Source organism: Ruminococcus sp. J1101004sp1_RTP21198st1_B9_RTP21198_201120, from assembly GCF_040924245.1.
Taxonomy (GTDB): Bacteria; Bacillota; Clostridia; order Lachnospirales; family Lachnospiraceae; genus Blautia_A; species Blautia_A faecis.
Map to the genome: position 1 here is coordinate 69,408 of NZ_JBCOMI010000016.1, position 22,093 is coordinate 91,500.

Consider the following 22,093-nt stretch of genomic DNA (forward strand, 5'->3'; position numbering starts at 1 on the left):
GAAAAATAAACGCTATACTGGATATATAAGATGTGATTTGAGAAAAAAGATCACGGGCGCTTCGTCAGAAAGGAATTGAAAACAATGAGAGACAGCATTATCATGACAAAATATCAGGGCTTTGGAAATGATTATCTGGTACTGGATGCGAAGAAAAACCAGCTTCAGCTGCAGGGCAAAAAAGTTGCGCTTCTTTGCCAGCGGGGGTTCGGACTTGGAGCGGATGGTGTGCTTTACGGACCAGTTGACATTAACGGAAAAATGGGAATGCGTATTTTTAATTCCGATGGAAGTGAAGCTGCAATCAGTGGAAACGGTGTCTGTATTTTTGCAAAATATCTTATGGACAATGAGTATGTTACAGAGAAAAAATTTGCCATTGAGACTTTATCCGGAACAATCGAAGTAGAGTGTCTGAATGCCAGAGCGACAGAGTTCCGCGTAAATATGGGCAAAGCCTCTTTTCTTTCCAGAGAGATTCCGGTAACTGGCGAGGTGCGTGAGGTGATCAATGAGCCATTTACATTTAACAAGAAAGAATACAAGGCAACTTGTCTCACAGTAGGAAATCCACACTGCATTATTTTCATGGATCAGGTATCTCAGGAAAAAGTAAGGGAGCTGGGGCCATATGTGGAAAATGCAGATGAGTTCCCGGAAAGAGTGAACCTGCAGATCTGCCGTCAGATTGATAAAGGAAATCTGGATATCGAGATCTGGGAGCGTGGCTCCGGTTACACAAAAGCTTCCGGTACAGGAAGCTGTGCGGCAGCCATTGCAGCCTACCGAAAAGGTCTGATGGAAAACAGAATCAATGTAAACCAGCCAGGTGGTATGATCCAGATCGACATTAAAGAAGACGGAACTATTTTTATGACAGGAACTGTTGGATATATTGCGGAGATGAGCGTGGCTGAGAGCTTTTTCTCATAGAAAGAAAATATGGTGCATATGGCGCATCCCAACGGCCGGGGCTGTGTAGCGGTAGCTACGGCGACTGACGTAGGAGCAGCAGATGAAAAATCAGACAAGTCAATATGGCAGTTGCTTAATTTTCAATGTAGGAGAATCCAGGTATAGAAGTAAGAAGACTTCCGTGCCTGGATTCTTTTTTGCTGCAAATGGGGGGATGTCTGTAAGCGATGTCATTATGCCTAAAGAGAGGAAAGCATTTTTTAAAATATGGAGACGGAATCAGCATGTTGATATACGAAACAGCCCCTCTTGTTGATAAAAAAAGTGCAATGTCTAAACTAAAAATAGATAGACATTTCTAACATAATTCTGTAAAATAAACAAAGGTTAGAAAACACTAATAATAGTTAAACAAGGAGGAAGAGAATGGCTGACAAAAAGTTATTAAGAAAAATTGCTCCGATCATTATGAGTGCAGCTGTAGCGATGACCAGTTCACCGGTTGGAGTTATGGCAGAGGAATTTATTTCTGGAGAAGCAGCTGTTGAGGTATCTGAGGAGACTACATATGGTTCTGATGAGATTTCAGACGACTATGACGAATCATCAGAGGCTGACGATTCAGCAGATTTTGGTACAGACACAGAGGATGGTTTTGAATCTGGAGAAGCCGCAGAAGAGGAGTCTGGATTTGAGGACGGCGAAACCGGAGACACAGAAGATGCTTTTTTAGCAGACACTGAGGGCGAAACCAACAATGAAGCGGGAGCTGTGAAAACAGTGGAGGATGGTCAGATCGTACTGATGAACATTCCCTATGAAGCTTTTTACAGATCTGAGTTGAAAAACAATGATGTAAAAGTAGATGCATTTACATCCGCGACGAAAGCAAAAACAAAGATGAGCGGCGTGATGAATGGAAATGCTGCTTATCATACAAGCGCGGAAGGAAATGAACTTGCAGGTGTTACTTTTCCGGTAAAAGTGAATAAAGCTTCTGATTTGGAAAATTTTAAACAGATTACAGACAGCACTACTATAGAGATTACTACGAACATGAAAGGCCAGGTAAGTACTAATACATATACTGGTGCAGCGGCTCTTATTGAACAGCCAAGCTATACTTATTATGTTCCGGCAGAAACTCCTGCATATTACAAGGAAATGAGCGTAGATGAGAACGAAAATATTTCTTTTGGCGCTGTTCAGGGAATGTCCGAACAGAATGTTAGTGTGAATGCTGAATTAAAGCTTAATTCCAAATATGGAGATTATCAGCTTGAGCTGGATGAGACAGCAGTAAAGGCAGTAGTAAATGCATCTAATGGTGATAAGATTTATGGTGTAATCATCAATACAACAGACGGAACCACTTATGCACTCCGTCATCTTGAGAATATCTGGAAAGGAAAAGAACTTGCATGGAGCACCGGCTTTACAACAGAATCTCACGGTTGCCCAATAAGCTCTGACCACTACAAATCCATGATGGGAAAAACTATTTCCAGCGTAACGTACTATACGGATAAGGGGGAAATTAATTTTGATATTCCAGATACTTATGTTCCGGTAAAAACAGGTGTCAGTGCAACCGTTGACAACATCAAGGTAACAGATGCAGAGGTTAAAGTTGAATTATCTGAAGCACTTCCATCTGATTATTCAAAGAAATATGCAGTTGATGATGTGGAAGCAGCGACAACAGAGACAGGAGTAAAGGTTACAAATCTTACACCTGGAACACATACTCTGACAATTTCCGATGCAAATGGAAAATATGCTCCTGTCAGCGCTACTTTTACAGCAACAACAGATACTGTAATGGCTTCCTATGATGAGTATGAAGGAAAACTGGTTGCTGCGGCAGATATTACCGCTGAGCAGTTTGTTGCATTTACCAAAACAGTTTCAAAAGTAAAAATTGGTGACCAAGAGTATGCTGCAAGCGGAAAAGGTGCTGTGAAGATTGTTCAGGAGGATGGAACTCTTGATTATTCTAAAACAGCTGTAAACGATGGAGATACAGTAGTTGTAAGTGCTGCCGGATACCCAGATGTAACATTTGTTTACAACGAAAACGTATATGTATACGCAGGTCTTACATGGGCTGAGTACTGGGCTTCCGAGGATGTATACAATGCAGGCTCCACAGCTTCTTCTGAAGAAAAAGACAGAAGAGGTGAGTCAGACCTTGGAGCATTTGATGCTGTAACAAGAGCAACTGCAAACCATGGCCTTCACAGAGGAAGCTTCCAGGCAATCGCGGTTCTTAATGGAAAAACAGTTTCCCACTGGAGCGCAGACGGAAAAACAGTTTATTATGCCGATGGAACATCAGAAGTATTTAACCGGAACAATGTAACCGGATATACCGTAACTGGACTGAAATATGTACCGGTTGAGATTAAGAGAGCTGACCTTGCTGCTTTTGCAGAAAGCCATGCAATTGTAAAAAATGGCGGACAGCTGATCGGCGGTTATGGCGAGAAAGAACTGAAATCCTATGAAGCTGTTGCAAATGTAACTGCAAATACAAATGGTTTGAAAAAAGTTACAAAAGCTGAAGACGGAAGCTTTGTAATCGGAGCAAGACAGAACGGAACTGAGTCTGGTATCAAAGATGCAGAGCTGAAAGTGGCAGACGGAATTACAGCAACTGTAAAACCTGGAAATGGTTCTTATGGTGAGTTCCTGAGAGTTGACCTGACTGGAAACTATGGCGATCTTGGTGCACATATGCAGTCTGTTGAGTGGGCATATTATGGAAATGATTCCACTTATACAAACAGACTTGCAAACTATGGAACAAAATTTGCAGCTGATAACTGGATGCATAAAATGATGGGTATCCAGCTTGGTCTTACAGAATCTGGAAGATGCAAGCTTCCGGAAGGAACTGACGGAACTGGTTACTGGATCCTTACTGTTCATGCCCTTGGATACCAGGATTACGTTGTAAAATTCCAGGCAACAGCTGAGAATATTGCAAAACCTGCAGGTGATGCAGATTCCACACCACTGGAAAACATTATCGCAGAAGCAAAAGCCCTGAACGAGGCTGATTATACTCCGGAGAGCTGGGCTGCTGCAAAAGACAGCATTGCAAATGAGCTTGAAGAGTGCGAGGAAATGCTTGCAAATATTAAGAATCAGACAACTTATGGCGTAGAAGAGCAGATCGGACATTTAAGAGAAGCTCTTAACATGCTTGTAAAAGCTCCGGCTCCAACCGCAACACCGGCACAGCCGACTGCAACACCAGCCCCGGCGCAGCCGACCGCAACACCGACCCCTGCACAGCCAACTGTAGCACCTACACAGCCAACTGTAACTCCGGCACCGACTGCAGCACCGGCCAAAGGAATTACAGCAACTGCAAAAGCTTCCACAATTTACACCAAAGGAAAAACCTCTACAACCATTACGGTTGTAAAAAATGATGTAACTGGAAAAGTTAAATTTACATCCAGCAACAAGAAAGTAGCGACTGTTTCCTCCAAAGGCGTTGTAAAAGCGAAAAAAGCGGGAAAGACAACCATTACTGTAAAGGTTGGAAATTACACTAAGAAGGTAGTAATCCAGGTTAAGAAACCTTCTCTGAAGCTTGCAAAATCTTCTGCAACAATCAAGAAAGGCAAAACAGTAAAAATCAAAGCAACCGCAACACCATCCGGAAAAGTAACATATAAGTCCAGCAACAAGAAAGTAGCGACTGTTACTGCAAAAGGTGTTGTAAAAGGTAAGAAGAAAGGTACTGCAACCATCACTGTTACAAGTAATGGAGTATCTAAGAAATTCAAAGTAAAAGTAAAATAATGATTACAAAGCTTTTACGATAACAAATAATACTTGTGCAAAAGCAAGGCAAAGGAACGGGGGCCGTTTTTAACAGCCCCTGCTTTTGCTTGTAAAAAGAAACTTATTTTACTACATATTTTAACAGGAGACAGCATGAAAAAACGAGACGGTGATAAGAATCCTTTTGAAAAAAAGAATCTGGTGAAACTTGCTCCGGCAGCAGTGGTTATTGCTGCTGTGGCTGCAGCAGGTGCTCAGGCTGGCAGCAGTGGAAAAGAAGTGACTGCTGAAACCAGAGAGGTTGTAAAATCCCAGGATCTGGAATCGCTTTTGAAAACAGCCTATTCCTATGAGACAGCAGATGACGAGGCAGAAGAGGAGAGTCTGCTGAAAACAGGCAAAAACACATCATCAGCTTCTTCAAAGAAAAAAACTTCCAAAATTTCAAAGAAAAAAAATGGTATAAAAAAAGGAAGCTCAAAGACCCTTCCAGTAAAAACGGCTGCATCTTCAGGGGTAGGTCAGGGCTCCACCACTACACCAACTACAGAAGTTCCGGAAGGCGGCTATAAAGATGGAACTTACCAGGGCAGCGGTACTGGCTTTGGGGGAATGATTACCGTACAGGTAACTGTATCAGGTGGGAAAATCACAGCTGTTGATATATTGAGTGCCTCTGGAGAAACAGGCTCTTATTTTGCCTCCGCACAGGGCGTTGTAAGTAAGGTTTTATCAAGCCAGTCCCCGAATGTGGATGCAGTCAGCGGTGCAACTTACTCCTCAAACGGAATTATCCAGGCAGTACAGAATGCCCTTTCACAGGCAGGAAACAGTGATTCTGCCACACCAACTCCAACGCCAACGCCAAAACCTGCAAAGAAACCGAAGAAAGATACTTCTGTCAGCTATAAAGATGGCGTATATGAGGGACAGGCAGAAGGCTTTGATGGAACCGTAACGGTAAAGGTTACAATAAAAAATGGAAAAATCAAAAAAATAAGCAACACAAATACAGATACACCTGAATTTTTTTATAAAGCATGGAAAACAATCAAGTCCAATGTGATTTCCAGACAGAGTACTTCTGAAATTGATACTGTAAGTGGGGCAACATTTTCTTCAAATGGAATTCTCGGAGCTTTATCCCAGGCTCTTTCAAAGGCTGATCAATCAGGAACTACAGACTCAAAGGAAGAAGATATAACTCCAACCCCGACTACTGTACCTGATGAAACTGTAACACCAATTCCAACGGAGATTCCACAGCCTACCAAGACTCCGGATAATCCGTCAGATGAGCAGCCGGTTGTAAATCTTTTGAAAGATGGCACCTATACAGGGTCTGCAATGGGATATTCCGGACAGGTTAACATAACACTGACGATTAAAGATGGAAAAATTACGGAAGTAACAAATACAAACTCAGATACCCGAAGCTTTTTCAATAAGGCATGGAGATCCATACAGCCTAAAATACTGGAAAAGCAGAGTACAGAAGGAATTGACACTGTAAGTGGTGCAACATTTTCTTCTATGGGAATTCTGGATGCGTCCAAAATAGCACTGGAGCAGGCAAAAAATACAGAGGTACAGCCTTCAGTAACGCCAGAGCCCACTGAGGCGCCGGATTCCACCGAGAAGCCAGAACCCACAAATACGCCAAAGCCGACTTCTGTTCCGGAACCAACGACTGCACCGGAGCCTACAGCTGTACCAGAGCCTACTGAAACGCCAGAGCCAACTTCTGTACCGGAACCGACGGATACACCAGAGAATTCTGTAACGCCGGAACCCACAGCTACGCCAGAACCCACGCCTGTGCCTGCTGGTGCATATACAGATGGAACCTACACTGGTATTGGAGAAGGTAATGACGGACCAGACAGTGTACAGGTTACCGTAACAATATCCGGAGGACAGATTGTGGGAGCAACCTATTTTTCCTATGATGATGAAGAATATGTAGATACAGCCTGGGCAGGAATTCTTGGACAGGTTATGGGAAAGCAGTCAGCAGACAGTGTAGATACAGTATCTGGATGCACATATTCTTCCCAGGGAATTATTCAGGCATTTCGAAATGCATTAAATCAGGCAAAAGGAGCATAATCCATGAAATACCAGAGTTTTATTATGAGAGTTTTATGTCTGCTTCTGATCGTTGGCGCCGTCCTTGGCTACAACTCCATGCAGAAAAAAGACAGTGATACCGAAAAAGACCAGCAGATCGCCAGTCTGACAACCAGAGTGGAGGCCTTGGAAAAACAGCAGGATGAGATATTAAGTGCCCTTGAAGAGGTTGCAAAAGCGCAGGAAGAGGCGAAGAAAAAAGCAGAAGAGGAAGCGAAGAATCAAAAAGCACAGGAGAAAGAAATATCTTCCGGGGATGCTTCCGAGGACGCGAAAAAAGATGACGAAAATACAGATGAGACAGAGGCTGAGAACGCTTCTTCTGAGGAAGAAAGTGAAGATCTTGTCTACAAAAACGGAACCTACACAGGAGACGGCCAGGGCTTTGGCGGCAACATCCAGGTTCAGGTTACACTTGAAAATGACACGATTACAGACATTCAGGTGGTAAGTGCACCAGGCGAAGACTCTGCATACCTTTCCCAGGGACAGGGCGTGATCAGCACCATTCTGGCTTCCCAGAGTACAGACGTTGACACCATTTCCGGCGCAACCTTCAGTTCCACTGGAATTATCAACGCTGTAAATGATGCACTTGGAAAGGCGGAAAATCAATGAAAAAGAGACAGAGAAAAATCCGGCTGATCCGCGCCGGCATCCAGCTTCTGTTTTTCATTTTTGCTCCGGCACTTTTTTCCACGGCATTCGCAGGCGTGAAGTCCATTTTTCAGGCAATCGCAGCACATCAGACAATCAGCTGGAATTCCTTTCTGGATGTGACTGCCGTGCTGCTGGTGGTAACCTGCCTGTTCGGACGGCATTTCTGCGGATATGCCTGCGCATTTGGTTCCCTTGGGGATGCATTGTATGAGCTGACTGTGTTTATCCGCCAGAAGGTTTTTCATAAAAAAGGCCGTCACGGATATTCAGAAAAAGCCATTCGTATTTTGCAGAAGGTGAAATATATCTGGCTTCTGGTGCTCCTTGTATCTATCCTTACCGGCTGGTACAGCAAGCTTCAGGGCATGAGCCCCTGGGATGTGTTTTCCATGCTCACCGCTGGCAGACTTCCCGGCGCCGCCTACAAGGTGGGGATTGTGCTGCTGCTTCTGATCATGATCGGAATGTGCACCCAGGAAAGATTTTTCTGCCAGTTCCTCTGCCCAATGGGCGCGATTTTTGCTATAATGCCTATAGCACCCTCTGCACTGTTCAACCGTGACAGAAGCACCTGTCCGGCGAAATGCGGAGCCTGCAAAAAGCGCTGTCCTGCTCATCTGGACATTGACGGTGATACCCTTCTCTCAGGAGAATGTATCTGCTGCCACGCCTGCCAGGGAATCTGCCCGAAGAAGAATATCCGGATCGGGATTCCGAAGATGAAAGATGAGAGCTCTTTTTAAACACGCGCTTGGAAAAGATGGGCGAAAGCTATTGGAAAGTAAGAGAAAATAAAATCAGAAAGAACAGGATATGAGTAAAAAAAGAAGTAAAGTAAGATTTCAGAATGAATTCGATTTAATTAAGGTACATTATAAAAAGCAGTCCAGAGGTCAATCACTTACCTGCTTGGATATGTTTAATGGGAGAAGGCATTTGAGAAAGAGAAGTGCGGCAGGAATCCTCTGGGGCAGCCTGCTTCTCACTGTCATTTCCGCAACAGTACTGGGAAAAACAACTACAGTTGTTTATGCATCTGACGTGGAAAAATACACCAACGCAGATTTCGCAATGGACACGGTAGTTTCCGAAACCCTTTATACCTCAGGCGAGGACATCAACACCCAGATTGGCGAAAAGCTCCGCGAAATGGAAACCACCCTCCTTTCCTGGACAGAGGAAAACTCCCAGATTTCCCAGCTGAACAATGCTGATGGCAAGACCATGGAAGTCTCTGATGAACTTGCCGCCGACCTTGAGAAAATTCGCCAGCTTTCCCAGGAATCCGACGGTGCTTTTGACCCCACCCTTGGAAAAATCATCCGTCTGTGGGACATTGACGGCGAGAATCCTCATGTCCCGGACCAGTCCGAAATTGACACTCTTCTTCCCGAAGTGGGATACGAGAAAATTCAGATGGACGGAAACAATGTAACCCTTCTTGATGGCTGTACCCTGGATCTTGGTGCCGTTGGAAAAGGCATGGGCTGTGACCTGATTATGGACTACCTTAGAAGCCAGCCCGATGTTTCTGGTATGATCCTGAACCTAGGCGGCAGCAGTGTCATGACCTACGGCGAAAAGCCAGACGGTTCCCCCTGGAAAGTAGCCCTCACCGATCCCCGTGACACCGAAGGTGACTACCTTGGCGCCATCACCCTGGACGCCAACCAGTTCCTTTCCACCTCCGGCGACTACGAAAAATACTTCATAGATGATGGAATCCGCTACCACCACATCCTGGATCCAAAGACCGGTTACCCGGTCTGGAATGGTCTCACCTCTGTTACCATCATCTGCGACCAGGGTTATCTGGCCGACGGCCTTTCCACCGCTTGCTTCGTCCTGGGTATGGACGCCGCGAAACCTCTTTTAGAGAAATATGATGCAGAAGCCGTATTCGTTGATGAAGACAAAAATGTGTATGTGACAAGTGGATTGATGGATAAATTCGAATTAATGAAAGACGGATATATAGTAAACGAATTATAAGTTGTCCATGATAGATTCATAGAAACTGATAGCTTATGGAATAGCAAGAAGAGCTCCCGACGATAGTTCAAAACTATCGCCTGGAGCTCTTTTTCAACCAACAGCATTTGGGCTGGGTATATTCCTAAGCGGGGCATTCAAGGCGCGCCCTTAATGGAGCGGAGATCCACTGCTTACGAAGACTTAACATCGAAGGCTCTCCTGAGATGTTTAGTCGCAGTTAGCAGTTAGCTCCGCGGAATGTTGCGCCTCCCCGCGTGGAATATATCCAGTCCAAACGCGTCCGGTACTAATACCTTACGGAATTCTTTTTAAAACTTCCTTCGTCAGCACTCCAATCAGCAGTCCTGTAATTACTCCGGAAACCATCAGCGCCGGAGCATAATAATACAACAGTCCCACCGTATGTGTTGCCGGAATCGCCACCAGCAGCTGACCAATGTTATGGGAAACGCCACCAGCCACACTTACACCCAGCTGCCCGAATCCAATCTTATTTTTTACAAAAACCATCACGATCAAACTAAGGGTCGCCCCCGCCAGACTATACATAATACTGGAGCCGCTTCCAAACATAAAACCGATAATAAAAATTCTCACAATGGAAACCAGCGCCGCTTCTTTCCACGTATATCTCTCCAGCACAAAAAGCACCGCCAGATTTGCAAGCCCCAGCTTCATTCCCGGAATTCCCGCAAAAAACGGAATCAACGACTCCACATACCCGAAAATAATGGCAATGGCTGCAAACAGCCCAAGATACGCTGTCTTTTTCTGATCCATCACTTACACCACTGCGTCAAATCCACTCTCGGAATCCTGTGAATCTGAATCGCCCTCTCCCTGAATGACTACTCTGTTTGGCAGGCACACAATATATCCGCCTGCACTGCCCACTGCCGGCTGCTTCATGCAAAGATGATCCGGACAGTCCGCATCTGTCATCTTTACCTCGCCGTCCTTAATTTCACACACATTGGTATCCCCAATCTGGATCACCTGATCCTCCGCCAGTGAATAAGTCCCATAAAGCTCCCCATCCACCATAATCTGAATCGACCCATGAGTTCCATGTGGAACCGCATAAACAAAAATACAAAGCACCACTGAAATAACCAATAGTGCACCAATAAATACCGCTTCTTTTTTCTTCAAAAATGATACCTCTTCATTAATCGCTTTAACCAAAATCATTATATCATAGAACCATGACCCACAAACGGACTATTAGTTTATGATATAAGAAATACAGAAATTTTTCAACCTATTCTAAAATCCATTTTTGAGAAAAAATCGCAACAGAGAGAATGCCTGTTATTCATAAAGAAAACGGTAACGTGTGGCTGTTCCTTTCCACACCGCTTTTTATTGTAATTTTCCACGGAATATGCTATTGTATAGTTTGAAAGTCTGTGTGCCGTGCGGATCGCGGGAATGATTTTTCAAACACGTTCCAGGCCGGCGGCATTGTTGGAGAAATGTAACGATTCAGAAAACACTGGACTGTTACACAGAAATATTAGAAAGAAGGTGAAGCTATGGTTGAATTAGACCAGTTCAAGAGCATTCTTGCAACATACACAGAACCATTAGTGGAAGTGAGGGATTCACTTTGACCTGGCTAACAAAGAAAAGCGGGTTGAAGAATTAGAGCGCGAAATGGAAGCGCCTGATTTCTGGGACAATGCAGAAATATCCCAGAAGAAAATGAAAGAATTAAAGAGCATGAAGGACGACATGGAAACCTATCAGAATCTGGTAACCCAGAAAGAAGATATGGAGACCCTGATCGAGATGAGCTATGAGGAAAATGATCCGTCCATGATCGAAGAAATCCAGGAAATGCTGGATGAGTTCCAGGCACAGTTTGACAGTATCCGTGTGAAGACACTTCTTTCAGGAGAGTATGACGGCGAGAATGCCATTATCAAACTGAATGCAGGAGCTGGTGGAACAGAAGCCTGCGACTGGTGCAGTATGCTGTATCGTATGTATACACGCTGGGCTGAGCGCAAGGGCTTTTCAATTGAAGTTCTGGACTATCTGGACGGCGATGAAGCTGGTATCAAATCTGTTACCTTCCAGGTAAACGGAGAGAACGCATACGGACTTCTGAAGTCTGAGAAAGGTGTTCACCGTCTGGTACGTATTTCCCCGTTCAATGCGGCTGGAAAGCGCCAGACCTCTTTCGTATCCTGCGATGTAATGCCGGATATTGAAAAAGATCTGGACGTAGAAGTCAATGATGAGGACATCCGTATTGATACCTACCGAAGCAGTGGTGCCGGCGGACAGCATATCAACAAGACCTCATCCGCTATCCGTATCACTCATTTTCCAACAGGAATCGTGGTACAGTGTCAGAATGAGCGTTCCCAGCATATGAATAAAGATAAGGCTATGCAGATGCTGAAGGCGAAGTTATATCTTCTGAAACAGCAGGAGGCAGAAGCCAAGCTTTCCGGAATCCGAGGTGAAGTAACGGATATCGGCTGGGGCAACCAGATCCGTTCCTACGTTATGCAGCCATATACTATGGTCAAAGATCACCGTACCAATGAAGAAACCGGAAATGTAGATGCAGTTATGGATGGTGCCATTGATATCTTTATTAATGCATATCTGAAATGGATTGCACTTGCGAAGAGACCTGCAGAACAGCAGTAAAAGCATGCTGCTGTTCACGGAGTGAACGGTAACAGGGTAAGGCCAGTTTCCGGATTATGTCTGGATACAGCGGCTGTAATGGCAGAGATTTGCAGGGCGCAGTGAAAGTGGAAGGAAATGCAGGATGCCAAAGACAACAGATAAGAATAAATATTTTGTAGTAAAAGAGCGGGCTGTGCCAGAGGTGCTTCTGAATGTAGTTGCAGCGAAGAAGCTTCTGGAATCAAAGCGGGCAGCTACGGTTCAGGAAGCTGCAGACGCTGTGGGAATCAGCCGAAGCTCTTTCTATAAATATAAAGATGATATTTTTCCCTTCCACGAGGAAGCCAAGGGAAAGACCATCACATTTATTATACAGATGGATGATGAGCCGGGAATTTTATCCAATGTTCTTCGAGCTATTGCAGAAAACCATGGCAATATTCTGACCATACATCAGAGTATTCCCATCAGTGGTATTGCCACTCTTACCTTAAGTGTGCAGATCCTTCAGGGAGAAGGGGATGCTGAGGCAATGGTGGATGACATTGAACAGATGGAAGGAATCCATTATTTAAAAATTTTAGGCAGGGAGTAACGGACAGATGATAAATATTGCAGTGTTAGGATATGGCACAGTTGGAAGCGGTGTAGTAGAAGTCATCCGCACCAATCATGAATTGATTAACAAAAGAGCCGGGGAAGAGATTAAGATCAAATATGTACTGGATCTTCGTGAGTTCCCTGGAGATCCGGTAGAAGAGATTCTTGTTCATGACTTTGAGCAGATCGTAAACGATCCGGAAGTTAAAATTGTAGTAGAAGTAATGGGAGGAACCGGTGCTGCCTATACTTTTACAAAAAGAGCACTTGAAGCCGGCAAGAGTGTGTGTACTTCAAATAAAGCTCTGGTTGCCAAATACGGTCCTGAGCTTATGAAAATTGCAAAAGAGAAAAAGATCAACTTCCTTTTCGAGGCAAGCTGCGGCGGTGGAATCCCGATCATTCGTGCCATCAACGGTTCTCTTACCGCAGATGAGATCGATGAGGTCAGCGGAATTCTGAACGGAACTACTAACTATATGCTGGATAAGATGATCACAGAAGGCGCTGATTTCAATACTGTTCTGAAAGAGGCTCAGGAAAAAGGCTACGCAGAGGCTGATCCTACCGCTGACGTGGAAGGACAGGACGCATGCCGTAAGATTGCCATTCTTTCCTCTCTGGCATATGGAAAATTTCTGAATTTTGAAAATGTTTATACAGAAGGAATTACAAAGATCACACCAGAGGATATGGAATACGCAAGAGAAATGGGGAGAAGTATCAAGCTTCTTGGCACAAGCAAGAAATTGGGAGACGATTCCTTCTACGCACTTGTAGCACCTTTCCTTGTAGGACAGGAGAATCCTCTTTATGGCGTAAAGGGAGTGTTCAACAGTATTTTTGTACATGGAAACATGCTTGGCGATGCCATGTTCTATGGAAGCGGAGCCGGCAAGCTTCCTACTGCAAGTGCAGTTGTAGCAGACGTTGTGGAGGCTGCAAAGCATCTTCATGATACGATTCCGAATAACTGGAGCAATGAAGAGATGACCCTGATGGAGCCGGATTCTGTAGAAGGCCGTTTTTTTGTCCGTGTGAAGGATACTTCCCTGGATGAAGTGGATAAGGCTTTTGGTAAGGTTGAGGCTGTGATCGAGCCGGATTCCCTTCCGGAAGAATTTGGTTTTATTACCAGACTTATGACACAGGGCGAGTACAAAGAGCGTGTGAAAGCGCTTGGAGAGAATGTTCTGGGCATGATCCGCGTGAAAGACTGATAACATGAAGCCGCAGTTATTCAGGTAATGGGCAGCTGCGCGAAACTGTCTGTATGCGCAGATAAAAATAAAACTGACAGCGTGAAAGGAAAAACTATGCTGATAGTTAAGAAATTCGGCGGTACTTCCGTTGGGGACAAACAGAGAATGTATAATGTTGCCAACCGTTGTATCGAGGAATATAAAAAAGGAAATGACGTGGTGGTGGTTTTGTCCGCCATGGGAAAATATACAGATGAGCTGATCCGTATGGCTCATGATATGGACGACAAGCCTCCGAAGCGTGAGATGGATATGCTCCTTACCATCGGTGAGCAGATGTCCGTATCTCTGATGGCCATGGTAATGCACAAGCTGGGCGTTCCGGCGGTTTCCCTGAATGCTTTTCAGGTGACCATGCATACCACAAGCAGCCATCAGAATGCAAGATTGAAAAGAATTGACACAGAGCGTATCCGCCGTGAGCTGGATGCCCGCAGGATTGTCATCGTTACCGGATTCCAGGGAGTGGATAAGTATGATGATTATACCACCCTGGGACGAGGCGGTTCTGATACCACTGCCGTGGCACTGGCAGCAGCGCTTCATGCAGACGCCTGCGAGATTTATACAGATGTGGACGGCGTTTATACAGCCGACCCACGTAAGGTTCCAAATGCCAGAAAGCTGAAAGAGATCACATACGATGAGATGCTGGATCTGGCAACATCAGGAGCGGGTGTACTTCACAACCGTTCTGTGGAAATGGCGAAGAAATACGGAGTGCCCCTTGTGGTCCGCTCCAGCCTGAATAACAGTGAAGGAACGGTAGTTAAGGAGGTAGTTAGCGTGGAAAGAATGCTGATCAGCGGTGTTGCGCTGGATACAGACGCTGTGAGGATCGCAGTACTGGGACTTCGTGATGTGCCTGGTGTTGCATTTAAGGTATTTGATACCCTTGCAAAGAAAAATATTAATGTAGATGTTATCCTGCAGTCTATCGGACGTGCAGGAACAAAGGACATTTCTTTTACCGTAAATAAGGATGATCTGGATGATGCAGTTGCCACTCTGGAGGAGAGCCAGGAGCGCCTTGGCTTCAAGGAGCTTCACTCTGAGCGCAATATCGCCAAGCTTTCCATTGTTGGCTCCGGTATGCTCAGCAATCCTGGCGTGGCTGCCAAGATGTTTGAGAGCCTTTACAATGAAGGCGTAAACATTAATATGATCTCCACATCTGAAATCCGTATTACCGTCCTTATCAACGAAAAAGACGGAATCCGGGCTATGAATGCAGTACACGATGCTTTCGGCCTTGCCGACTGATCAAATATACATTCTAAGGAGGAATTTCTGTATGAAAAGAAAAGTATTGGGAGTGCTTTTTACAGCAATGTGCCTGTGTGCGGTTCCGTCCGCGGCTTATGCAGAGGCACAGGAAGCCGAAACTACAGAGGCAGCAGGAGAGGCTGCTGATGAGCCTGAGGCTGGTGCAGAAACGGTTACAGAGCTGTCCGACAGCCTGTACGATTTTCAGGTGAAGATCGGGGATAAGGTTTACCAGTTCCCTATGTATTACCAGGATTTTGCAGCAGACTGGACACTTGGCAAGAACGAGGACCCGGAGATGGGCGTTGGAACCAATTCCTATGGTTCCATCAGTTTTTACAAAGGGGACGACCGCGTTTCCGTAGATGTGATCAATCTTGGAATCAACCAGCTGCCATTAAACCAGTGTCTGGTAGCAGGAATTGATATTGATGCAAGCTATGATTTTGATGTGGCGGCTACTCCTGTAGAACTGCCTGGCGGAATCGTAATGGGAAAATCCAATTTTGATGATATCAAAGCTGCTTATGGTGATCCAAGCGATACTTACGAGGGAGACCTGTATACCAAGTATTCCTACTCGAAAGATTATTACGAGGAAGTTCATTTCTATGTATATAAGGATGACAATACTCTGAAGCAGGTAGATATGCGTAACTTCGTAGAGCCAGAAGGATATGACAAGGGAAGTGTAAGCGAGGAAGTTCCAGAAATCGTATCTTCCTATACCGCTCCTACTGAGCTGGGAGATGATCTGCTGGCTCCACAGTTGGAATTCTGCGGAGATCTTTATTCCCTTCCGGCTCCGGTGTCTGCATTCCTTGAGAATGGCTGGGAGCTTCAGGATGTGGAAGATGGCGCTTATGTGGCTGGCCGGGATCTGGAATTTGTAGACATGATGAAGAATAACCAGAGTGTGCATTTCAGTGTTTACAATTTTACCCAGGATGCAACTGCCATCGAGAACTGTTTTGTACGGGAGCTTGAGGTAGGCAATTACGACAGTGATGCTCTTACCCTTACTCTTTCCGGTGGATTTACCCTGGGTGCGAAGAAGGCGGACCTGATCGCAGCTGCAGAGGAAAAAGGCTATGCGTGTGATGAGGACGGAGATTACCTGAATATTTATAAGACTGCAGATACCAAGATTGACAACCGGGCACAGTTCTGGTTTAACAAGGATGAGGATCCGGATACAGTGGCAAGTGTTGCGTACAGAAATGAAATTCTTCCAGAATAAGGGAGAACCCGATCTGGAGGTTTTGCAAAATTAGTAACAGGAGGGAAATATGAGCGACTATGTGATCAGCTGCTGTTCCACAGCAGACCTTACGAAAGAACATTTTGAGAAAAGAAATATTTCCTATATCTGCTTTCATTATGAACTAAATGGAAAAGAATATGCAGATGATCTGGGACAGTCTATGCCATTTGACCAATTTTATAAGGCCATGCAGGATGGTGCATCCACCAAGACTTCCCAGGTAAATGCAGATGAATTCGAAGAATATTTCGAAGGATTTCTGAAAGAGGGAAAAGATGTGCTCCATGTCTGCCTGTCTTCAGGAATTTCTGGCGTTATCAATTCAGCTAACGTTGCAAAAGCGGATCTGGAGGAAAAATATCCGGGGCGTAAGATCCTGGTGGTGGATTCTCTGGGAGCATCCTCCGGATATGGGCTTTTTATGGATAAACTTGCAGACCTTCGGGATGAGGGCAGACCCATTGAGGAGGTTCATGCCTGGGCGGAGGAACACAAGCTGAACCTGCATCACTGGTTTTTTTCCACAGATCTTACGTTTTATATCAGAGGAGGCCGTATTTCCAAGGCCAGCGGCTTTTTCGGCACGATGCTGAATATCTGCCCGCTGCTGAATATGGATGATCAGGGAAAACTGATCCCAAGATTTAAGATCCGTACCAAGAAAAAGGTGATCCGGGCTGTTGTAGACAAAATGGAAGAGTACGCTGAGGGCGGACTTGACTATAGTGGGAAATGTTATATTTCCCAGTCCGCATGTATAGAGGATGCCAGGGAAGTGGCAAGGCTGGTGGAAGAGCGTTTCCCGAAATTAAATGGGAAGGTTGAGATCAATAACATCGGAACTACCATCGGAAGCCATACAGGTCCTGGTACGGTAGCGCTGTTTTTCTGGGGAAACAAGAGAACGGCGTAATTAAAAAATTACAGATGTCAGATGGAAGAATGCTATATTGGGAACAACTGGCATGGCTTAATGGAGCAAAAAGTGAAAACAGCGAAATGGTGCTGCAATATATCTGGCCGGGATGCATCAGAATCCCGGCCTGCTGTTTCACTGCAAAGGAGAATGATGATTATGAAAAAAAGAAGTACGAAGGAAATCAAACTGCAGGCAAAAAAGGCATTGCAGGGACATGTTGGAACTGTGATCCTTGGGCTTCTGGCAGTGTATGGTCTGAATACTTTAGGAACAATCCTTTCTACCAATTTATTTTCTGGCACATCCGCGCTGGATCTGGTTCTCAGTGAAGTATTTATGCTGGTGGTGTCACTGATCGTGGGGATCATTTCCGCTGGTCTGGGGTATATGCTTTTGAATATTTCCAGGGGAAAGGAGTTTTCTCTGGGAGATCTGGGCTACTTTTTCAAAAACCAGCCAGACAGGGTGATCGTTGCAGGCTTTGTGCTGGCGCTGATCCAGCTGGTCACAGCAATCCCTTACTATTATGTGAGCTTTACCACAGATCCGGGACTGACTGTGGATTCCCAGATCCAGTGGCTTTCCATGACTCTGGGACTGCTGGCTGTAAGCACTTTGCTGAATTTTCTTATTTCCCTTCCATTTGCCATGACCTACTTTCTCATGGCGGATGACACAGAGCTTGGAGGAATCCAGGCACTGAAAGAGAGCGCAAGGCTGATGAAGGGAAATATCTGGAGATATGTGAAGCTGAATCTCAGCTTTATCCCGCTTTTGTTATTATCTGTGTTCACGTTCTATATTGCACTTTTCTGGATCATGCCTTATATGGAAATGTCCATGGTGGCATTTTATCGGGATCTGGATGGGGAACTGGACTACAGACTGCCAGGAGATGGAACTGCTGACGGCGGCTTTCATAACTGGACCAATGATTCTGGAAACGGATATGATACAGAAAATAATGACGGTTACAGAAATTAGAAATACAAGCAACAAGAGGAGATTGAAAAAATGGATATTTTACAGGTAATCACCCAGGAACTTGGGGTGCAGAAATGGCAGGTAGAAGCTGCTGTTAAATTGATCGATGAGGGAAACACCATCCCTTTTATTTCACGATATAGAAAAGAAGCTACTGGAACCTTAAATGATGAGCAGCTTCGTAACCTGAACGAGAGACTGACTTATCTTCGAAATCTGGAAGACAAGAAGAATCAGGTTCTTTCCAGCATTGAGGACCAGGGAAAACTGACAGAAGAGCTGAAAGCACAGATCCTGGCAGCACAGACACTGGTAGTGGTAGAGGATCTTTATCGTCCGTACCGTCCGAAGAGACGTACCAGGGCAACAATTGCCAAGGAAAAAGGTCTGGAGCCGCTGGCAAATATTATTATGCTTCAGATGACAGGCAAGTCCATCGAGGAAGAAGCAGAAGCCTTTGTTTCCGAGGAAAAAGAGGTTGCTTCTGTGGCAGATGCCATTGCTGGTGCAAAGGACATTATTGCAGAGCATATTTCCGATGAGGCAGATTATCGAATCCACATCCGTGATCTTACTGCAAAAAAAGGAACCATCAGTTCTACGGCAAAAGATCCGGAGGCACAGTCTGTATACGAGATGTATTATGAGTTTGAGGAGCCGGTGAAGAAGCTGGCTGGACATCGTGTGCTGGCGCTGAACCGTGGTGAGAAAGAGAAATTCCTCACTATCAAGGTAGCTGCACCAGAAGAAGATATTCTTCGTTACCTTGAGAAGCAGGTGATCACCCGAGACAATCCATTTACTACACCGATTCTGAAAGAAGTGACAGAGGACAGTTACAAGCGTCTGATCGCTCCTGCAATCGAGCGCGAGATCAGAAGTGACTTGACTGAGAAGGCAGAGGACGGAGCCATCAAAGTATTTGGCAAAAATCTGGAGCAGCTTCTCATGCAGCCTCCAATCGCCGGACAGACTGTCCTTGGATGGGATCCGGCCTTCCGTACAGGCTGTAAGCTGGCCGTTGTAGATCCTACTGGAAAAGTTCTGGATACCACAGTTGTTTATCCAACTGCTCCTACTAACGAGAAGAAGATTCGCGCTGCGAAGGATACAGTAGAAGCTATGATCAAGAAGTATGGCATTTCCCTGATTTCTGTTGGAAATGGTACTGCTTCCAGAGAGTCTGAGCAGGTTATTGTTGATATGCTGAAGGAGATTCCGGAAGCGAAGGTTCAGTATGTGATTACAAATGAGGCAGGTGCTTCTGTTTACTCTGCAAGCAAGCTTGCTACAGACGAATTCCCAAATTTTGATGTAGGACAGAGAAGTGCTACCTCCATTGCAAGACGTGTGCAGGATCCTCTGGCTGAGCTGGTTAAGATCGATCCGAAATCCATTGGTGTAGGGCAGTATCAGCATGATATGAACCAGAAGAAGCTTGGCGAGGCTCTGACAGGTGTGGTTGAGGATTCTGTAAATAAAGTAGGTGTGGATTTAAATACTGCTTCTGCTTCCCTTCTTGAGTATATTTCCGGTGTTTCCAAGGCTATTGCAAAGAACATTGTAATTTACCGTGAGGAGAATGGCCGTTTCACAAGCCGAAAAGATCTTCTGAAGGTTGCGAAGCTTGGACCGAAAGCATTCGAGCAGTGCGCTGGTTTCATGCGTATTACAGGCGGCTCCAATCCTCTTGACGCGACAAGCGTTCACCCGGAGAGCTATGAGGCGGCTTCCAGGCTTCTTGAGAAACTGGGATATTCCGCTGAGGATATTGCAGGAGGCAAGCTTGCCGGACTTTCCAGACAGATCAGGGATTACAAGAAGACTGCTGATGAACTGGAAATTGGAGAGATCACTCTTCGGGATATTGTAAAAGAGCTGGAGAAACCGGCACGAGATCCGCGTGATGAGATGCCGAAGCCGATTCTCCGCACAGATGTACTGGATATCAAGGATCTGAAAGAGGGTATGATCCTGAAAGGAACTGTCCGCAACGTAATCGATTTCGGAGCTTTTGTTGATATCGGAGTTCATCAGGACGGACTTGTTCATATTTCCCAGATGAGTGAAAAATTTATCAAACATCCGTTGGAAGCTGTAAGCGTTGGAGATGTTGTGGAGGTTCGTGTTCTCGGTGTGGATGAGAAGAAGAACCGGATCAGCCTTTCTATGAAGGGATTAAATAAATAAAGAGAAGAGGGAAAACATTATTTCTCTTGCCATTGCCTTGTAGAAAGCCTTTTTCAAACACGCTTTATAGCGTGTTTGGCAGGGAAATTAGAGAGTTGGATTAAAATGTTAGAAAATATTCTTGTTGTATATCTGGTTTTCGTTAATATTGCAGCATTCGGGATGTATGGCATCGATAAACAGAAAGCCATCCGGAAACAGTGGCGCATCCCGGAAGCCCAGCTTCTTGCGGTGGCTGCCATTGGCGGTTCCGCTGGAGCTCTTCTTGGAATGCAATTTTTTCATCATAAAATCAGAAAATGGAAATTCCGTCTGGGTGTGCCGTTAATTCTGGCAGCGCAGTTGATACTGTGGAGAGTCTTGCAGTAGACGGTGGATAATTTGTTTCCAAAATGAATTTCCGGTGGAAAACAGGACGAAATTGTTTTTGGATAGCAAGAAACAGAATTGTTTACGGGAAAGGACTGAAAAAAGGAGATGGGAATTTGGAAGGACAGGTTATAGAGAATGCAGTTCAGGAGACTGTCCAGGAAACAGTGGATAAAGTAAGCTCCAACTGGGATCAGATCAAGGCTTACTTTAACGGTCATATTCCGGATTTGATCAGCTTCGGAATGAAAGTGGTTCTTTCTATTGTAGCTTTTTATGTGGGAACAAAGCTGATCAAGTGGCTGCTGAAAGTTGCGAAGCGTTCCATGGAAAAGGCCGGCATAGACATGGGGGTTGCCCAGTTCATCTGTTCTTTTGGAAAATTTTTGCTGTATCTGATTCTGATTTTTAATATAGCTACTAATTTCGGTGTGAAGGAATCTTCAGTAGCAGCTCTTCTGGGAACTGCCGGCGTTACCATTGGTCTTGCTTTGCAGGGCGGTCTGGAGAATCTGTCTGGCGGCGTTATGCTACTTTTGTTTAAGCCATTTCAGGTAGGAGATTATATTATACAGGATCAGGCTGGTGGGACGGAGGGAACCGTATATAAGGTTGAGATGTTCTATACGACCCTGATCACCATTGACAATAAGCATGTAATCATTCCAAATGGAAAATTATCCAACAGCACCATTATCAATGTAACTGCGCAGAATTTGCGTAACCTGGAAATCAAAGTGGGAATTTCCTATGATTCTGATATTAAGAAAGCAAAAAAGCTTTTGCAGCACATTTTACAGGAAGATCCCGGAACCAAATCGGACAAAGACATGCTGGTCTTTGTAGACGAACTTGCTGACAGCGCCGTAGTCATGGGGCTTCGCGTCTGGGTTCCCACCGATAAATACTGGAAGATCAAATGGCGGCTGAATGAGAAAATCAAAGAATCTTTTGATGCCAACGGAATTTCTATTCCGTATCCGCAGATGGATGTGCATGTTGTGGAGGCAAATAAAGACAAATGATAATAGATATATAATAGAAAATATGAAATAAATGTACAAATAGATTTCCTATTGAAATTATCCTATTTCT

Annotated in this window: 18 protein-coding genes; 16 read left to right on the forward strand and 2 right to left on the reverse strand. The window is 44.9% G+C overall.

What is annotated here, in order from left to right; translation table 11 throughout:
- Positions 1 to 84 precede the first annotated feature (84 nt).
- The 6 genes from dapF (at position 85) to AB5618_RS12365 (ending at position 9,495) form a co-directional block, all read left to right on the forward strand.
- Positions 85 to 933, forward strand: coding sequence for a diaminopimelate epimerase (gene dapF, locus AB5618_RS12340; protein ID WP_195590592.1), 849 nt, complete (start codon positions 85 to 87; stop codon positions 931 to 933).
- 408 nt (positions 934 to 1,341) lie between these two features.
- Complete coding sequence (locus tag AB5618_RS12345; protein ID WP_294432287.1) at positions 1,342 to 4,731, forward strand: penicillin-binding Tp47 domain C-containing protein; 3,390 nt, start codon at positions 1,342 to 1,344, stop codon at positions 4,729 to 4,731.
- Positions 4,732 to 4,866: 135 nt separating this feature from the next.
- Complete coding sequence (locus tag AB5618_RS12350) at positions 4,867 to 6,822, forward strand: FMN-binding protein (RefSeq protein ID WP_294432288.1); 1,956 nt, start codon at positions 4,867 to 4,869, stop codon at positions 6,820 to 6,822.
- Between the two features lie 3 nt (positions 6,823 to 6,825).
- The gene (locus AB5618_RS12355; RefSeq protein ID WP_173770300.1) at positions 6,826 to 7,461 is read left to right on the forward strand and encodes an FMN-binding protein; all 636 of its coding nucleotides are present in this window, start codon (positions 6,826 to 6,828) and stop codon (positions 7,459 to 7,461) included.
- Positions 7,458 to 8,246 carry a 4Fe-4S binding protein gene (locus AB5618_RS12360; protein ID WP_173770299.1) on the forward strand — a complete coding sequence of 263 codons (789 nt, stop codon included), beginning with the start codon at positions 7,458 to 7,460 and terminating at the stop codon, positions 8,244 to 8,246. The genes AB5618_RS12355 and AB5618_RS12360 overlap by 4 nt, the downstream gene beginning before the upstream one ends.
- A 193-nt stretch (positions 8,247 to 8,439) precedes the next feature.
- Positions 8,440 to 9,495 carry an FAD:protein FMN transferase gene (locus AB5618_RS12365; protein WP_243249204.1) on the forward strand — a complete coding sequence of 352 codons (1,056 nt, stop codon included), beginning with the start codon at positions 8,440 to 8,442 and terminating at the stop codon, positions 9,493 to 9,495.
- A 297-nt stretch (positions 9,496 to 9,792) separates the two neighbouring features.
- Here AB5618_RS12365 and AB5618_RS12370 read toward each other — a convergent pair whose 3' ends face one another.
- Together AB5618_RS12370 and AB5618_RS12375 are read right to left on the reverse strand one after the other, a co-directional pair.
- Positions 9,793 to 10,278, reverse strand: a complete 486-nt coding sequence (locus AB5618_RS12370) for a Gx transporter family protein (RefSeq protein ID WP_118580355.1) — start codon at positions 10,276 to 10,278, stop codon at positions 9,793 to 9,795.
- A 3-nt stretch (positions 10,279 to 10,281) separates the two neighbouring features.
- A complete protein-coding gene (locus AB5618_RS12375; RefSeq protein WP_227200250.1) occupies positions 10,282 to 10,650 on the reverse strand; it encodes a NusG domain II-containing protein in 369 nt (122 codons plus the stop codon).
- Positions 10,651 to 11,033: 383 nt separating this feature from the next.
- Between AB5618_RS12375 and prfB the strand changes: the two genes are divergently transcribed.
- The 10 genes from prfB (at position 11,034) to AB5618_RS12425 (ending at position 22,023) form a co-directional block, all read left to right on the forward strand.
- A protein-coding gene (gene prfB / locus AB5618_RS12380; protein ID WP_173773538.1) for a peptide chain release factor 2 occupies positions 11,034 to 12,162 on the forward strand; the annotation gives its coding sequence in 2 pieces (ribosomal slippage) (positions 11,034 to 11,108 and positions 11,110 to 12,162; 1,128 coding nt in all).
- Between the two features lie 124 nt (positions 12,163 to 12,286).
- Complete coding sequence (locus AB5618_RS12385; protein ID WP_118580364.1) at positions 12,287 to 12,739, forward strand: ACT domain-containing protein; 453 nt, start codon at positions 12,287 to 12,289, stop codon at positions 12,737 to 12,739.
- A gap of 7 nt (positions 12,740 to 12,746) precedes the next feature.
- The gene (locus AB5618_RS12390; protein ID WP_368366793.1) at positions 12,747 to 13,964 is read left to right on the forward strand and encodes a homoserine dehydrogenase; all 1,218 of its coding nucleotides are present in this window, start codon (positions 12,747 to 12,749) and stop codon (positions 13,962 to 13,964) included.
- A 96-nt stretch (positions 13,965 to 14,060) separates the two neighbouring features.
- A complete protein-coding gene (locus AB5618_RS12395; protein ID WP_118580501.1) occupies positions 14,061 to 15,269 on the forward strand; it encodes an aspartate kinase in 1,209 nt (402 codons plus the stop codon).
- Between the two features lie 31 nt (positions 15,270 to 15,300).
- A complete protein-coding gene (locus AB5618_RS12400) occupies positions 15,301 to 16,512 on the forward strand; it encodes a hypothetical protein (protein ID WP_148461033.1) in 1,212 nt (403 codons plus the stop codon).
- A 49-nt stretch (positions 16,513 to 16,561) separates the two neighbouring features.
- Positions 16,562 to 17,449 carry a DegV family protein gene (locus AB5618_RS12405; RefSeq protein WP_148461034.1) on the forward strand — a complete coding sequence of 296 codons (888 nt, stop codon included), beginning with the start codon at positions 16,562 to 16,564 and terminating at the stop codon, positions 17,447 to 17,449.
- A 162-nt stretch (positions 17,450 to 17,611) separates the two neighbouring features.
- The gene (locus tag AB5618_RS12410) at positions 17,612 to 18,439 is read left to right on the forward strand and encodes a DUF975 family protein (protein ID WP_173716544.1); all 828 of its coding nucleotides are present in this window, start codon (positions 17,612 to 17,614) and stop codon (positions 18,437 to 18,439) included.
- Between the two features lie 30 nt (positions 18,440 to 18,469).
- The gene (locus AB5618_RS12415; protein ID WP_173716543.1) at positions 18,470 to 20,629 is read left to right on the forward strand and encodes a Tex family protein; all 2,160 of its coding nucleotides are present in this window, start codon (positions 18,470 to 18,472) and stop codon (positions 20,627 to 20,629) included.
- A gap of 105 nt (positions 20,630 to 20,734) precedes the next feature.
- On the forward strand, positions 20,735 to 20,998 hold the full coding sequence (locus AB5618_RS12420) for a DUF1294 domain-containing protein (protein WP_173770296.1): 264 nt from the start codon (positions 20,735 to 20,737) through the stop codon (positions 20,996 to 20,998).
- A gap of 116 nt (positions 20,999 to 21,114) precedes the next feature.
- A complete protein-coding gene (locus tag AB5618_RS12425; RefSeq protein WP_227198926.1) occupies positions 21,115 to 22,023 on the forward strand; it encodes a mechanosensitive ion channel family protein in 909 nt (302 codons plus the stop codon).
- The last annotated feature ends 70 nt before the right edge of the window (positions 22,024 to 22,093 follow it).